The organism is Capnocytophaga sp. oral taxon 326 str. F0382, assembly GCF_000318295.1.
In the GTDB taxonomy this organism is placed as follows: Bacteria; Bacteroidota; Bacteroidia; order Flavobacteriales; family Flavobacteriaceae; genus Capnocytophaga; species Capnocytophaga periodontitidis.
In genome coordinates this window covers 15,658-29,827 of sequence record NZ_KB291378.1, presented here as the reverse complement: position 1 = coordinate 29,827, position 14,170 = coordinate 15,658, and the positions used below count along the sequence as shown (strand labels likewise).

12 protein-coding genes and 1 pseudogene are annotated in these 14,170 nt (G+C 39.2%); 1 reads left to right on the top strand and 12 read right to left on the bottom strand.

Going from position 1 to position 14,170, the window contains the following annotated elements:
• The first annotated feature begins 430 nt into the window (after positions 1 to 430).
• Positions 431 to 886, top strand: a complete 456-nt coding sequence (locus tag HMPREF9073_RS02625) for a hypothetical protein (RefSeq protein ID WP_009412429.1) — start codon at positions 431 to 433, stop codon at positions 884 to 886.
• An 8-nt stretch (positions 887 to 894) separates the two neighbouring features.
• On the opposite strand, the gene HMPREF9073_RS02620 is transcribed toward HMPREF9073_RS02625, so the two are convergent.
• The 12 genes and pseudogenes from HMPREF9073_RS02620 to HMPREF9073_RS16205 form a co-directional block, all read right to left on the bottom strand.
• Entirely contained in the window at positions 895 to 2,244 is a 1,350-nt protein-coding gene (locus HMPREF9073_RS02620; RefSeq protein ID WP_034555257.1) for an SWIM zinc finger family protein, read from the bottom strand.
• Positions 2,245 to 2,284: 40 nt separating this feature from the next.
• A complete protein-coding gene (locus HMPREF9073_RS02615) occupies positions 2,285 to 3,478 on the bottom strand; it encodes a hypothetical protein (protein ID WP_009412427.1) in 1,194 nt (397 codons plus the stop codon).
• 3 nt (positions 3,479 to 3,481) lie between these two features.
• A complete protein-coding gene (locus tag HMPREF9073_RS02610) occupies positions 3,482 to 5,941 on the bottom strand; it encodes a DUF6493 family protein (protein ID WP_009412426.1) in 2,460 nt (819 codons plus the stop codon).
• Positions 5,942 to 6,016: 75 nt separating this feature from the next.
• On the bottom strand, positions 6,017 to 7,741 hold the full coding sequence (locus HMPREF9073_RS02605; protein ID WP_009412425.1) for a hypothetical protein: 1,725 nt from the start codon (positions 7,739 to 7,741) through the stop codon (positions 6,017 to 6,019).
• Between the two features lie 49 nt (positions 7,742 to 7,790).
• Complete coding sequence (locus HMPREF9073_RS02600; RefSeq protein ID WP_009412424.1) at positions 7,791 to 8,282, bottom strand: metallophosphoesterase family protein; 492 nt, start codon at positions 8,280 to 8,282, stop codon at positions 7,791 to 7,793.
• Positions 8,279 to 9,037 (bottom strand): ribonuclease III, encoded by a 759-nt coding sequence (gene rnc, locus HMPREF9073_RS02595; RefSeq protein ID WP_009412423.1) that lies wholly within the window; start codon positions 9,035 to 9,037, stop codon positions 8,279 to 8,281. Before rnc ends, HMPREF9073_RS02600 begins: the two co-directional genes overlap by 4 nt.
• A 7-nt stretch (positions 9,038 to 9,044) precedes the next feature.
• The gene (gene fabF / locus HMPREF9073_RS02590) at positions 9,045 to 10,292 is read right to left on the bottom strand and encodes a beta-ketoacyl-ACP synthase II (RefSeq protein ID WP_009412422.1); all 1,248 of its coding nucleotides are present in this window, start codon (positions 10,290 to 10,292) and stop codon (positions 9,045 to 9,047) included.
• Between the two features lie 96 nt (positions 10,293 to 10,388).
• Positions 10,389 to 10,625: an acyl carrier protein gene (locus tag HMPREF9073_RS02585; RefSeq protein ID WP_002680600.1), complete on the bottom strand. Its 237-nt coding sequence runs from the start codon at positions 10,623 to 10,625 to the stop codon at positions 10,389 to 10,391.
• 486 nt (positions 10,626 to 11,111) lie between these two features.
• Complete coding sequence (locus HMPREF9073_RS02575) at positions 11,112 to 12,200, bottom strand: beta-ketoacyl synthase N-terminal-like domain-containing protein (protein ID WP_009412420.1); 1,089 nt, start codon at positions 12,198 to 12,200, stop codon at positions 11,112 to 11,114.
• An 85-nt stretch (positions 12,201 to 12,285) separates the two neighbouring features.
• A complete protein-coding gene (locus HMPREF9073_RS02570) occupies positions 12,286 to 13,074 on the bottom strand; it encodes a TatD family hydrolase (RefSeq protein ID WP_009412419.1) in 789 nt (262 codons plus the stop codon).
• A gap of 93 nt (positions 13,075 to 13,167) precedes the next feature.
• Positions 13,168 to 13,863 (bottom strand): hypothetical protein, encoded by a 696-nt coding sequence (locus HMPREF9073_RS02565; RefSeq protein ID WP_009412418.1) that lies wholly within the window; start codon positions 13,861 to 13,863, stop codon positions 13,168 to 13,170.
• A gap of 67 nt (positions 13,864 to 13,930) precedes the next feature.
• A pseudogene (locus HMPREF9073_RS16205) lies at positions 13,931 to 14,170 on the bottom strand (hypothetical protein); the annotation flags it as partial.

Genomic DNA, 14,170 nt, shown 5'->3' with positions numbered 1-14,170 from the left:
AAAGGTACAAAGTTTTTTTTGATTACAATACTTTTTAGGAGAATTTTTTAGGTAAGAGATAAGAGGTAATAGCATTCGCCTTTAAAGGCTTAACCTCCGTTGAAGGTGTCCAAAAAATTTTTTGTAAGGGCGTTTGCAAAACGCCCTACATAACATACTCTAAAAGTGATTGATTATCAGAACTGTAAGCTTTTTCAAAGTGTAGGGACAAAAAGGTGATTTTGAGATTTTTGGGACGGCTTCTAATCCGCAAAAGTGAATTTTTAAAGAGAAAACATCTAATATTCGCTACTTTCTTTTGTAGTTTATTAATAAAGTATAAGTCTATTATTTTAAATACGAATGCTGTGAGGTAGTACAAATTTGTTTTATTAAGACAATGAGAATTGACAATTTATTGCTATTTTTGTCATAAATAAATTCTTTTCTTATGAAAAAACTACTCTTTTTATTGTTATTACTTCCTTTGTTAGGGAGTGCTCAAGATTTTGAATACTTTGGCGTTAGAGCTGCTTTCACCCATAGCAACAAGTCGCATAATTTAGGTTTTATAGGAGCTTCACTCAATTCTTTTGACGAAGGAAATGGTTATTTTTTAGCCATTCCTACAGCTTCAACTTTTTACGCAGGTGCTCATATAGGGTCAAATTTTGATAGCACTTCTAATAAAGTACTGATAATCCCTGAAATAGGGTTTGAAACTAGTATATTTATATTTGGAGCAGGAATCTCCATTAATACTCAAGCTATACAACCCAGAATAGGACTTTCTATTTTTAATATACACAACGCTCATATAGGCTATTCTATACCTTTAAGAGAAAAAGCCTCCTTTGAAGGATTAACTATTACTTTTACTTTGAATCTTTTTAATCTTGGTCTTTAACAAAACTCTTAATTGTTCTGACTTATCATCTTGGTAGCTAAAATGTGTTTGCATAACCCTCTGTTTGTTTGGTGATTGGTGTACCAATTGCAAGTGCATTGTGCTTTCTCGCCGTCAAGAATAACGGTATGGGTAACCCCTCCTGTTCCTTTTACATTGGCTTTCACATAATCACCGCGTTGTTCTACGATTTGTACTTCATTATTTTCAGTGAGTTTTTTAGCATTTTGCAAGCGCGGGTTCAGACTTATCAAACGCTGGGGTTTGAAAGGCAAACGACGATAGAAATAATTGCCATCGGTGAGGTTGTAGCCCAAGAGTCCGATACTCGAAAGTGATGCTTGTAGGGTGGTCATTGTACCCATATTCACATCGTTTTCAATAGCCACCATTGCAGGTGAGAACACTTCGTTAGTTTTGAAGAAATTGTTAATCCCCACGAGCCATTCCATAGGTACTTCTTCGATCATATTCTCCAAGTATTTTCCTTCGCCTGAAAAACCTCGATATACATTATCCGAAAGTAAGAAAAGCATCTCTACCCCTTTGAAATGCAACACAAAAGCAACAGATTGCTCACTGCTACTGCGATATACATAAAGACTATCGGCAAGCAGAAGTAAACTTTGTAAGAGGTTGAGACGGTGCACTCCTCCTATTTTGATAGCTCCCGCTGTAGGGGTAGGCGCAAAAGTGTAACCAACACCGCGTTTTACCAAATAATAATCATTTTTCACGGCTTGTTTAGGCAAAGAACGGAAGAGCTGTATGGCTTCAGCTTTATTGAGGCGGTATGCCAAATCCATCTCCGAAAGATATACTTGTACATTACCCAAACCTTTGATCCAGCGGTTGGGGAGGGTTACTTTTTTCTCTACAGTTTTGTGTTTCTCGGTAATAAAGTGTGTCTGCTTTTGTCCTACACTAAGCACCATTTTCTCGGAAGCGGTTACCGCATTGAAAGCGCGCACGGTTACATCGTTGAAATCGATATTGGTGCAACCACTTTGGAGAAAATCACCGTCTAACACATCGTTGCGCAACCCTACACGGGCATAGACGCTATTGCAAGAGGAGAAGCCCTCAAAAAGCAATTCACCATTCCCTACCGAGATAATGGGGTCACGCAATTTTGCAAGCACTCCTGGGGCGATAGCAAACTGAGAGGCTACGGTCTTCGCCAGTGTAGCAAGACACTTAGCCACCACAAAAGGTTGAGTGATATTCCCCCAGAAGAAACAAGGCACTGCATTGTCTTCTTTGAGTTCTGAACAGTGCGAAAAGATAAAATTCTTCTCGTGAGCGCTCGCCTCTTCTATCACAGAGGCAAACGGATAAGCATATTCAAAGTCGTTCATTTTATTTATCAATTTATTAGGCAAAAAGCCCATATTTATATTAATCCTTAAGACAATCCTCAAAATCATTACACAAAATGCACCCTTCTTTAAATACCTTCAGCAGATTGGCTTCCATGCATTTTTTCTGTTCTTTCTCTTTGTCAGTGAGTTTTTTCTTTTCTCTATAGCTGTCGTAGCGTTTCAGTTCTTCAAATCTTTTCAAAATTGTTAAATCGTTTCTGTCATCTTTGTCCAAATCAATTCCACTGACAAAGGATTCTAACTCGTTTTTTATAGATTCATTTTTATAGTATGATTTTATAAAAAGCCAATCAAAATTATACGATATATAGACAAACTTCCCGAAATATTCTTCGGATTTTCTTTTTTCCTCTGACGCCCTCTCTTTAGCCAAAGCAATGGCTTTATCATATTCTTTTATGTAGCAATAGGCTTGTATGGCTTTTCCAGAAAAATTCCTATATCCTGCAGATTTCTTTTCATAGTAGGATATAAACTCCTTATAATGAGCTTCTTCGTACAAAAAGCGCATTTTGAATACCACAAAAGGTTCTAAATCCCCATATTTGGATATCATTTCATCTATTCTTTTCAGATAATCAGCGTATTCCTCCTTGCTGTGCGTATTGCTATCTCCGTAATCAACATTAAGTTGCTTGAAACTCTCCATCCAAGGCTTGGGCTTACGATTGTAGGCATACTTAGGAGAGTCATACATTAGGTCGATAACCGAGAGGTGTTTATAGGTTTCAGGTGTAACTCCCCAACTCAGATACTTATCAGCTATTTCGCGTAATATGTAGTATTTATTAAACTCTTCCCTGCCGAGACTTTGGTAGTCATAAGAGCCTTTCCTCAGTATATAAGGTTTGAACAGTACCAAAGAATCTATTTCTTCTACACGGCCAGCGCCATTCATACCTCTAACATTTTCAAAATCAATGCGATAAGTTTTATTCTTATAGGTAATAACAAGCCCTTGAGTCTTTGAAAAATAATCGGAAGGAGGTAAAACTATCATTTTTTTCACATTTCTTCCTACACAAAAATCTTCCTCAGCAATGATATTCGCCACTCTGTTCAGTTTTAAAAGCTTTACTTTTAATTGTTCAACATCAACAGGTCGTTTGTGTTCATCATATACATTCAGCACACGCAATCCGCCGCCTCCCCCAGGCTGTCCCCAGAGTCGCACAGATACTAACAGAAAAATTACAATTATGATTCTCATTTTTTATGAAAGATTATAGGTGACTAATTTCTTATGGTTTGTAGGTTTCTTCTCTAATTTTTCAGCCAAAGGCAAATAGGCTTCTACCACGTTTTTTTGGAAAGCCTTTATTTTAGGGTCTCGGGTAGGGATATCCAAAAACTCTACAAAGCGATTGATAGGGGTGAGCTTCTGGGCGAGGATATCGGCAAGGAAGTGTTGTAAATAACTGAGGTCTTCGTCGCGGCTAATGGCGCGGAGGATATACTCTGCCGTGAGATCGCGGGTTTCCTTTTTATCGTGAAGCAAAGCCATTCCTATAAAAATCCACCCGCCGTGATGTACGGGCAGGTCGTATTCCAAGAGTAGTTGGAGAGGCACCTGCAAGTTGCGATAAGTTTCAGCATCGCTTACCCCTACCCAAGGTGGGGTGTATTTGCCTAAGAGCACATCTACATATTGAGGGTTTAAGGAAATTGTATAACGTAGGGTATCTACATCAAATATCTGAAAAGCCCCAGCGTTGTAATAGTTATAAGGTAAACGATCTTCTTCTTTTTCAAAAGTCCTACGCTGATAGTCGTTATACGGACTATTAATATACTTCTTTTCCAAATAAAACCATTTGCGTTCAGAGTCAATTTCGTAACTTAGGAAGAAAGGTTTTACAGCCGAAAGATAGTCTTTGGCAGCGGTAGCTTCAAATTCAGTAAACACTTTGTCAGGGTGTTTTAGGCGGGTGATTTGCGTCCATAGGGGTAGGAGCTCCTCTGTAGGGGTTACCACATCTGAAAGCCCGAAGAGGTAGCCCAAGGCAGGTGCGTATTGTCCTGAAAGTAAGCGTACTTTCTCCTGTGCTTCAGGGGTAATGGTACTCAATAACAGTCGGTTGCAAGCCACTACCAAGTCGTCCAAATCCACTTCTTTGTCTGCTTTTTGATAAGCGAGCAGTCGGTCGGCAAGGGTCTCAGCATCAATATAGAAAGGCGCGTGCGTAGGGGTGGAAAGAAAAGACAATTTGCTACCCGCTTTGAGTTTGCTAAGGGTTGCCCTCACCTTATAAAGCAGGTAAGGAATCTCATCACGCAGGTACCAAACGTTATGGAGCACGTACGCTTGCTTTAAAGGTTCTTCTTCTTCGGTATTGAGGCGTCTTACTTTGGTATTCATTTTCGTCCAGTCCTCAGGAGACTCCAAAGGTCTGTCCTCCACCCAGCCTGCAAGGAGTAGCTGTAAGGCAGCCAACTGTACATTGGTATAATACATCCCATTGACCTGCGCGATATAAGGGGTAAGTTGTTCCTTGAAGTTTTCTGGCAATTGGTCTTGTTGCTGTACCAATCCTTCAAAGAAAAGGTCGATAGTAGCAGCCGTACGCTCACGGAGGCAGTCGCCGAGGAGAAAAAGGAGGTCTTCAGGTCTCAGGGGATAGGTGATAGGGGTTAGGGAGCGAGTTGTAGAGGCTGTTTGGGATGTGTGGGAGTTATGGGAGGAGTGGGAGTTCTCAGAGTTTTCGGAGTTCTCAGAATTTTCTGAATTTTCTGATAGACTTAGGGTTGCAAGGAGGTCTTGAGCTTTGCCTTTTAGGTAATCGCAGTAAGGGGCAATGATTTTGGGGAGACCTTCGTGGTTGAAATAGGTGGTGAGGAGAGTAGTGACTTTTTCTTGGAGCTTCACGTCAGGTATCGTAAAGAGCACTGCTAATTGCTCACGGTAGTCGAGATTGGAGGGGGCCTGCTTTTTGTAGTACTTTTCTAAGATATCCAAACCTATGAGTTGAGATTTGGCGATTTTTGGGGTAGCAAAACACAAGGCAAAGTTATCGGCAAAAGATTGGAAGTCAAAGGATTTTTCGTCAGCTATTTGTTTGATGAGCTTCATAGCAAAGTTCACCACCGAGGTCTTGTCGCTACTGAGCAGGGCAAAGAGGGGGTACTGAGAAGGGAGGAGTTCTTCCGCAGAGGGTTTGCAGCTCTCTATAAGACGGCAATAGGTATTGGCTGTATAGGTTTTTAGCGGGCTGATCAATGCCTCCAAGAAGTTAGGTAGCACTTGGGTACCTTTGAAAAATCCTTTTGCCCCAAAATCAAGTAATTTTTCATATTCTGTAACAGAAATATCTCTTTTTTCAAGGAAATAGGAAGGCAGTTTTTCACCTATTTCTTTAGCAATACGAGGTCTTTTAAGAATAAAGGACTCTATTTCTTTATGTTTGTTCAATAAGTATAAGGCATCTCCAAATTTTTCTATTAAAAAATCCTCCTCAAATGGGATAAAATCATTTTCATATAGCGACCACAGTATAGGGAAACCTAAATTTTTACAGCTCTTCACATCTAACTGAGTGAGTTGTTCTAAGTGTAGTGGATTTTTCCCCTCTTTGAGTACTGAAATCAGCCCAGAAATGTCACGGCTGTATAATAAGTTTTGTAGTTCTTTGTCTAATGCCTCAAATTTGAGGGTTTTTGCATTTTTCTTTGCCATAAAATGATTTTATCAATTAAGGGACAAAGATATAATTTTTTATTTTATTTTCAAAATGAGAAGATTTAAATTTAGTTACTGATTATCACGACAAAAAAACAACTCTTTTTCCTTCATAAAGAGTACATTCCACTTGCCTGCACTCCAAAAAGCTTTAAAATTGCGAATATTATTTGCACTTGTAACTTCTTCTTCAGGAAAATATTGGTATAGTACTTTTGGTTTATCAATAGGTTTAAGGGTTTGTTTACTGAAGAGTTGCATTTTCACTCCTTGGTAAAAACCTTCGTCAAATTCAAAAAAAACAGCAATATGCTGGTTATTAGTAGTAAACAAACATTCATCGGTGTTGTAATCAGTGTCGGATAACACTATAGTTTGCGAAGGAGAGGCTATGTTATATAACACAAAATTGCCCTCTTCTCTACCGGCGTGATACTGTTGATTGTTCCATTGCAAATAGTTGGTTGCCCACCTAAAAACATTACCTAAATACACATTTTCAGTACATTTTGTTTGTTTAAACTTCAGGTGATACACTCCTTGTTCTGTTTTAAAAAGCACTGCAAAAGCATCTCCTTTTTGCATATCGGTATCCGATATTAGCCTGTATTCTAATTTTTTAGGATTGTTTAAGAGCGCGTTTATAGAAGTTTCACCAATTAGTTTACCAGTTTTGGTTTGGAGACACAACAACTTGAAAACAGAAGTATTTTGCTGTTGTAATAGCAAATAAGTGTAATGTGAATGACTATAGCTTTGTTGAATATTATAATTTTTATCAAAAGGAAGAGCCAATGAAGCAATTTCACGGTAGAAAAGTGAGTTGTTAGCAGTAAGAGTAGGCACATATTTAGCCCAACACAAATGACGATTGAGAGTGTAGAGTGTATCACTCTCGGCATAGACAGTTACAAAGTCGCGAGCATTGGGTTGTGATTCACTCCAAATTTTACCACGTTGCACGAGTCCTGTAGTAGTATCGAAACGCTTTAACGCATCTATATCGTATTCATGTAGGAGGTAAATATGTTGGGTTACAGTATCTAAAGTAGCATATACCTCTTCAAAACCTATATTGTTACTCAAAGGTTCTATATGGGCAGTATTTTTTATAGGGGTAAATTTGTAATTATAGATTTGTTGTAACCACCGTTGCCAATCCTTTTGAGTATCTTTTTTAGGGATAGTTCCTAAATCATAGGTTAAATATACTAAATGTTCTAATTTTTCTTTGGCTAATGTTGAGAGTGGTACATTTTTGATATTTTCTTGGAATCCTACTTCACTAACACCACATTCACCATCTCCTGATGAAAGATAAATTACTTTTGTTTTCTGAGGATTATTAATAGCAGTTATCCAATAGGCTGTATTTTGAAAATCATCTCCATTGTTAAATTCATCATAGTAAAAAGGTTTCTTTCTTTTGATTTGTGAAATGATAGAAGGAGAGCGTTTCCAATAGCTTTTGGTGTAATACACCTCAGGGAGATTAGGAATAGGGAGCAGTTCAAAAGTGAGAGGAGTATCATACTTCTCTCCTATTTCTTGATTAAAAGGAATAAGGAGAATCGTTTCCGTTTTTAGTTTTTTAGCATCCTCAGGTGATAAATCTAAGAAATATCCCCGTTCTGGTAAATAAATATTTGCTTTTTCTAATACAAAAAGTGCTTTTTTGATATTTTCCGATAGATTTATCCTTCTATAATTCTTATTAAAGGTACCTGTAACAGTAATTTTCTGTGCAAAAACAGAGAAAAACGCTAATAAAAATGCTATAGTTAAGTGTTTTTTCATAGTTGTATTTGTTGTTTTTTATTTAGCAGAGTTTACAATAATAGAACTTTTATCTCTTAGCTAATTCAATGATTTCTAAGTTCTTAATTTCTTTACCTTGAATTTCAAAACGAAGCATAGTGCGCACCGTTTGCCAGCCATAGATACCTGCAGCTCCAGGGTTGAGATGCAACAATTGAAATTGTGGGTCGTATTGTACTTTTAGAATATGTGAATGCCCCGAAATGAAGAGTTTGGGAGGGTGAGCTAAAATTTCTTGTTTGGCCAAGGGAGTGTATTTATTAGGATAACCGCCTATATGTATCATCAGTACTTCTACTTCCTCACACAAAAATCTATTTACTTTAGGGAAGTACTGACGCACATCGGTACCATCGATATTACCATAGACCCCTCGCAAGGGCTTTACATCTTGAAGGGCTTCGATCACTGCTACATTACCAAAATCACCACAATGCCAAATCTCATCGGCTTCATTAGCATAGTGCAGGATGCGGTCGTCTATGTACGAATGGGTGTCGGATAGGAGGAGAATTTTCATTGTACGTCCAATTTATGGTGCTGTTTGCCTTGAATTTTGTAGCAAGCGCGCTTAGCGGCTATTTCTTCGGCTTTTTTCTTAGAAGTAGAGCGGGCACGCGTTACCGAAAAACCTTGTACGTGTACTTTGGCGACAAAATATTTTATTTCAGAACGGTCTTCTATATCTTCTTCGGCTTCAAAAGCAAAGTCTAACTTGTGTTTTTGACACCATTCTATCAATAAACTCTTGTGACTAATCACTTTTCCTTCCAAGTTTTTGATATTGATATGCGGCAAGATGAGTTCGCGTTCTATAAAACGGAAACAGGCTTTATACCCTCTATCTAAATAAATAGCCCCTATGAGCGCCTCGAAGAGATTGCCTGTGATATTGTTACCCAATTGCCTTGGGGTGAGCTTGGTGCGCAAAAAATCTAAGAGTCCCATATCTTTACCCAACTGGTTGAGATTGCGGCGTTCTACAATTTTAGAGCGCATTTTGGTGAGGTACCCCTCATCTTGTTCAGGAGCATTGGTGAAAATATAATCGGCTATTACTGCGCCAAGTATAGCATCGCCCAAAAACTCCAATCGCTCATAACTTTTGCGCGTTGCCTTCTGGAATTGGTAAGAAGGATGTGTAAAAGCCTCGCTGTAATAGGACAAGTTTTTAGGGGCAAAGCCTAAGAGATTCTTTATTTTATTATAAAAAATCCCGTCTTTCTTTTTTGAAAAAAGACGGGGAAAAGCTAATATTTTCTTTAAGTAGAACACTTATAGTTTATATCTTTTTGAATAATAAACACGCATTGTGACCTCCAAAACCAAAAGTGTTGCTCATCGCTACTTTTACATCGCGGTGTTGTGCTTTGTTGAAGGTGAAATTCAAGCGTTGATCTATTTTTTCATCGGGGGTTTCAAAGTTGATTGTAGGTGGTACAATGCCGTATTTGATAGCGAGAATAGATGCCACTGCCTCTATTGCCCCTGCAGCACCGAGCAAGTGTCCTGTCATCGACTTGGTAGAGTTGATATTGATATCATAAGCGTGTTCGCCAAAAACTTCGAGTACAGCTTTAGATTCTGCAACATCACCCAGTGGTGTAGAAGTACCGTGCATATTGATAGCATCGACTTCGTTTGTTGATACTCCTGCATCTTTCAAGCAATTGATCATCACATTTTTAGCTCCTAATCCTTCTGGGTGAGGAGCCGTCATGTGGTAAGCATCGGCCGAGAGACCTCCACCTGCTAATTCGCAGTAGATAGTAGCACCACGAGCTACTGCGTGGTTGTACTCTTCGAGTACTACAGCACCTGCTCCTTCGCCTAATACAAAACCATCGCGATTGGCATCGAATGGACGAGAGGCTTTGGCAGGATTTTCGTTGAAAGTAGAAAGTGCGTGCAAAGCGTTGAAACCACCAATACCAGCAATAGTTACAGCTGCTTCGGAGCCTCCTGATACCATCATATCGGCATAGCCTAAGCGGATGTAGTTAAGGGCGTCGATCATAGCGTTGGCAGCTGAAGCACAAGCTGATACAGTAGTAAAGTTAGGACCTCTAAAGCCGTAGCGTATAGAAATCACGCCAGCGGCGATATCGGCTATCATTTTAGGGATAAAGAAAGGGTTGAAGCGAGGAGTTCCATCGCCTTGATTGAAGTTGGTTACCTCGTTTTGGAAGGTTTCCAAACCACCTATGCCAGAGCCCCAAATCACGCCAATGCGGTCTTTATCGAGTGTATCAACATCGAGGTGGGCATCTTTGATTGCTTCATCGGAAGCTACTAAGGCATATTGTGCAAACTTATCGAGTTTACGGGCTTCTTTTTTGTCCATAAAATCCTCGATATTAAAGTTTTTAACTTCACAAGCAAACTGAGTTTTGAACTTAGAAGCATCAAAATGGGTAATAGGCGCAGCGCCGCTTTTACCAGCGACAAGACCTTCCCAAAACTCTGGGGCGGTATTTCCAATAGGGGTAAGAGCCCCTATACCTGTAACTACAACACGTCTTTTCTCCATATAGTTTTTTAAGTTTTTAGCATTTAGGTTTTAAAAAACAATTAGGCAGTAAGCTACCAACTGTGATATGCTGATAGCCTACTGCCTATGAGCCAATTATTGTTTAGCGTCTTCAATATATTTTACTGCTTGACCAACAGTTGCAATGTTTTCAGCTTGGTCATCTGGGATTTGAATATCAAATTCTTTTTCGAATTCCATAATCAATTCAACAGTGTCTAATGAATCAGCTCCTAAGTCGTTAGTGAAGCTTGCTTCTGCAGTAACTTCATTTTCGTCTACGCCTAATTTATCAACGATAATGGCTTTAACTCTTGATGCAATGTCTGACATAATTTTCTTTTTTTATAATTTAATAATAATTACTGCCGGCAAAAGTATAACATTTTTTTTGAAACACAATCTTTTTCTGATAAATATTGCAGTTTTTTTGCGTTCAAAATTTTTAAACTACTCATTTATAATTAATTATATAATAGAGGTTAGAAGATAGAGCGAAGGGGAAAAATTAGCTATTACGCGGTATTTTACTGTTTTTAGTTGTATGGGTGTTTGTTGCAGGAGCGTTTGTTGTGCAGGTGTTTGTTGTGTGGGCGTTTGCAAAACGCCCCTACATAACATACTATAAAAGCTGTTGATAATCAGAGTAATTAACTTTGGCAAAGTGTAGCGACGCAAAAATGATTTTGATACTTTTTGGACAGCGTCATACATATCATAATTCAAAAATGATTGATTACCAGTGCAATCAACTTTGGCAAAGTGTGAAACTTTGCTAAAGTGTAGGGATGCATAGGGAAAGTTCAACAGAAAAATTTTCTAACAACTCACGACTACACTTATCCCATTTCCGCCAAAGCCAACCGCATTGATTAAGATATGTTGTAATTTATCAGGGATAGATTCGGGGGGTGGCAGGTAGGGTACTGGCTCAAAACGATTGTTTTGCAACATTCTGACAGCCATTGCGAGGTTGAGCGCCCCACTGGCACCATAGGTATGTCCGTGTTGCCATTTATTATTGGTGAGCAGTGGTTTCTTGTCGCCAAAAACCGCTGCTATGGCATTGAGTTCAGCTTGATCGCCTTTGATAGTACCCGTACAATGGGTAATTATAGCATCTATTTTAGGATTTCCGGCACTTGCCAAAGCGTGTTGCATAGAGGTTTGCAGGCAATCGCCATTTTTGGAGAGGGATACACTATGGGTGAGCTTTTCGGTAGCAAAACCTATCCCCACAATATAGGCTAAGGCATTGGCGTGTTCCCCTTTTTCTAAACAGAAACAACCTGCCCCCTCCCCCAGCACCATTGAACTTTGTTTTTTGGTCATATCCATTGCGCGACAAGGATAAGGTAAGGGCAGACTGCTATAGATTTTGAGGGCTTTTACTTGAGCAATGGTAAAAGGAGTAAGCGGTGCTTCACTACCGCCTACTAAAAAGCGTTGTTCCATACCACTTTCCAGCCACGCAATGGCATTGGCGATACCGTGCAAGGCAGTAGAGCAAGTAATGGAGTGTGAGAGTTCAAAGCCTTGATTGCCTAAATCTTGAGCTACCCACGTGCTGATATTACCCAAAGTAGTGGTGGGTGAGGCTAAGGTTTGGCAAGTGCCTTCAGCGAGAAAATGAGAATAATTCTTTTCAAACAAGGCCGTAGCTCCGCGAGAAGAGCCTATATTGATGCCAAAACGCAAATCGCGCCAATCAGCTTGCGCTACAGCCTCACGAGCGGTGTAAAGCGCATAGAGAACAGTAGTATCTAAAGGTTCGTAAGCCGGATTGGAGGCTTGAAGTGCTGAGATGAGCGTTTGGTCGCCCTCAGAAAGTTTTCCTTGGGGTATGTTGTTATGAAGAGTAAGAGCCTCGGCAGCGAGGGTACTCATTCCCGTAATAGCTATTTTCATCGGTATAAGATAGTGGTTAAAGTATTGTTAGTGATTTAATTTCTAAAAACACCCAACAACAGAAGTGATTTCTATAGTATATGTTTTATAGTTTGAACAAGATTTGTGCATTGAGGGTAGTTGCTGAAGCCACTGTTTCGAACGGTATCCCTTTGAACTGAGCTATGGTTTGAGCCACATAAGGCAAAAAGGCAGGTTCGTTGCGACGCGATTGATACTGTGACAGCTGACTTTGGGGTACGTTCTTGGGCAACATAAAAGGGGCATCGGTTTCTATGAGCATACGGTCTAAAGGCACGTAACGGACAACTTCTTCTAAATGAGCAAAGCGTTTGCTATCACTCACAGCCCCTGTAAAACCTATATAATAGCCAGCGTCTAAGTAAGTTTTTGCTTCTTTTAAACTACCGGTAAAGCAGTGTACTACCCCTTCGGGCAATCGGTTGTGTTCGGCGAGTATGGCAGTAAAACGCACGAAGGCTGCGCGCTCGTGCAGAAATAAGGGTTTATGCACTTCTTCAGCTAAAGAAAGTTGTGCATGAAAGCACGCTTCTTGCACGGGGCGGGGTGAGAAATCGCGATCGAAGTCTAAGCCACATTCGCCTACGGCTACTACATACTTTTGGTTGAGCAATGCTTGTAAGTTTTTGATGCTCTCGGCGCTCATCGTTTTGGCGTCGTGAGGGTGAATGCCAGCGGTAGCGTAAAGCCTTTTGGGGTATTTTTTGGCTAATGCTAAAGCCTCATTACTGCTACGCACGCTTGTTCCCGTAAGAAGTATTGTATCTACTTCTGCCTTTATGGCGCGGTCTATAATTTTGTCGTACTCACCTGCGAATTGCTTATTAGTGAGATTTATGCCTATGTCTATCATTAGTTGTTAGGGGATAGTTATTTTTATTGTCTGAACTTTTTCATTTCGGCTTCGGTATAGTCAAAGAAGCGAGCGACCTCTTTACTATTTACATCATAATAATTTTCTTGTATTACATAGGTTATCGTTCCTGTGGTGAGGTCTTTTACCGCAAAATCCCCAAGCTGTTATCCCTTCTAATTGGTTATAAGCAAGTATCTTGAATTTTTTCAAGTGAAGTATATCAGGAGCATATTTCTCTACTTGCGCAGGTAATGCTCCTATATATTTAGTTTCCACCTTCATTTTTGTTTTATGTTTATACACTACATCGCGCTTTATACCGGTTACTAACAAATAGTTTTTAGCCTTTTCTTGATCTTCTTTTTCATTTTTTGAAGTGCTTTTCACTAAGAAGATTTTCTTATCAGAGACTTTGTATATGTAATAATCAGCGGTATCGTTATGCAATGTTTCGTTTTTCTTTTCACAAAAACCTCTTTGTTCAAATTTTAGGGCATTCAGGCGCACATAGGAGGGGGCAATAAGTTTAAATGTTCCTATTATAGAGGGGAAACAGTCGTTGCCACAAGGGGCAAAGTAAAATGATTTATATTGATTTTTGTCGTTCTTTTCAAATACCGTTGCAAAACCTGCTATTTCATCTTCGTCTTTCGTAAGTTCAAATAAGTTGCTGTCTTCTTCTTTGAATTTACCTAACAGAGAGTTAGTTATCCATTCGCCTTTTAAGGGATTTTGTGCGTGCAATGAAGGTGCACATAGTAATAAGGTTATTAAAAAATGTTTCATAGTTGTTTATAGGGGATAGAGGTTAGAAGGCACGAGCTACAAGCTCGCACTAGCGGGTTAGTTATTTTTATTGTCTGAACTTTTTTATTTCAGCTTCAGTACAATCAAAAAAGCGAGCAATTTCTTTATCTTTTGCATCATAATAATTTTCTTGTATTACATAGGTTATAGTTCCTGTGGTGAGGTCTTTTACCGCAAACACCCAAGCCGCTCTTCCTCTTAATTGGTTATAAACAAGTATCTTGAATTTTTTCAATTGAAGTATATCAGTAACATATTTCTCTACTTGCGCAGGTAATGCTCCTAT

Coding starts and splice junctions, on each gene's coding strand:
- HMPREF9073_RS02625 (WP_009412429.1), top strand. CDS start 431: ATGAAAAAACTACTCTTTTTATTGTTATTACTTCCTTTGTTAGGGAGT.
- HMPREF9073_RS02620 (WP_034555257.1), bottom strand. CDS start 2,244: ATGAACGACTTTGAATATGCTTATCCGTTTGCCTCTGTGATAGAAGAG.
- HMPREF9073_RS02615 (WP_009412427.1), bottom strand. CDS start 3,478: ATGAGAATCATAATTGTAATTTTTCTGTTAGTATCTGTGCGACTCTGG.
- HMPREF9073_RS02610 (WP_009412426.1), bottom strand. CDS start 5,941: ATGGCAAAGAAAAATGCAAAAACCCTCAAATTTGAGGCATTAGACAAA.
- HMPREF9073_RS02605 (WP_009412425.1), bottom strand. CDS start 7,741: ATGAAAAAACACTTAACTATAGCATTTTTATTAGCGTTTTTCTCTGTT.
- HMPREF9073_RS02600 (WP_009412424.1), bottom strand. CDS start 8,282: ATGAAAATTCTCCTCCTATCCGACACCCATTCGTACATAGACGACCGC.
- fabF (WP_009412422.1), bottom strand. CDS start 10,292: ATGGAGAAAAGACGTGTTGTAGTTACAGGTATAGGGGCTCTTACCCCT.
- HMPREF9073_RS02585 (WP_002680600.1), bottom strand. CDS start 10,625: ATGTCAGACATTGCATCAAGAGTTAAAGCCATTATCGTTGATAAATTA.
- HMPREF9073_RS02575 (WP_009412420.1), bottom strand. CDS start 12,200: ATGAAAATAGCTATTACGGGAATGAGTACCCTCGCTGCCGAGGCTCTT.
- HMPREF9073_RS02570 (WP_009412419.1), bottom strand. CDS start 13,074: ATGATAGACATAGGCATAAATCTCACTAATAAGCAATTCGCAGGTGAG.
- HMPREF9073_RS02565 (WP_009412418.1), bottom strand. CDS start 13,863: ATGAAACATTTTTTAATAACCTTATTACTATGTGCACCTTCATTGCAC.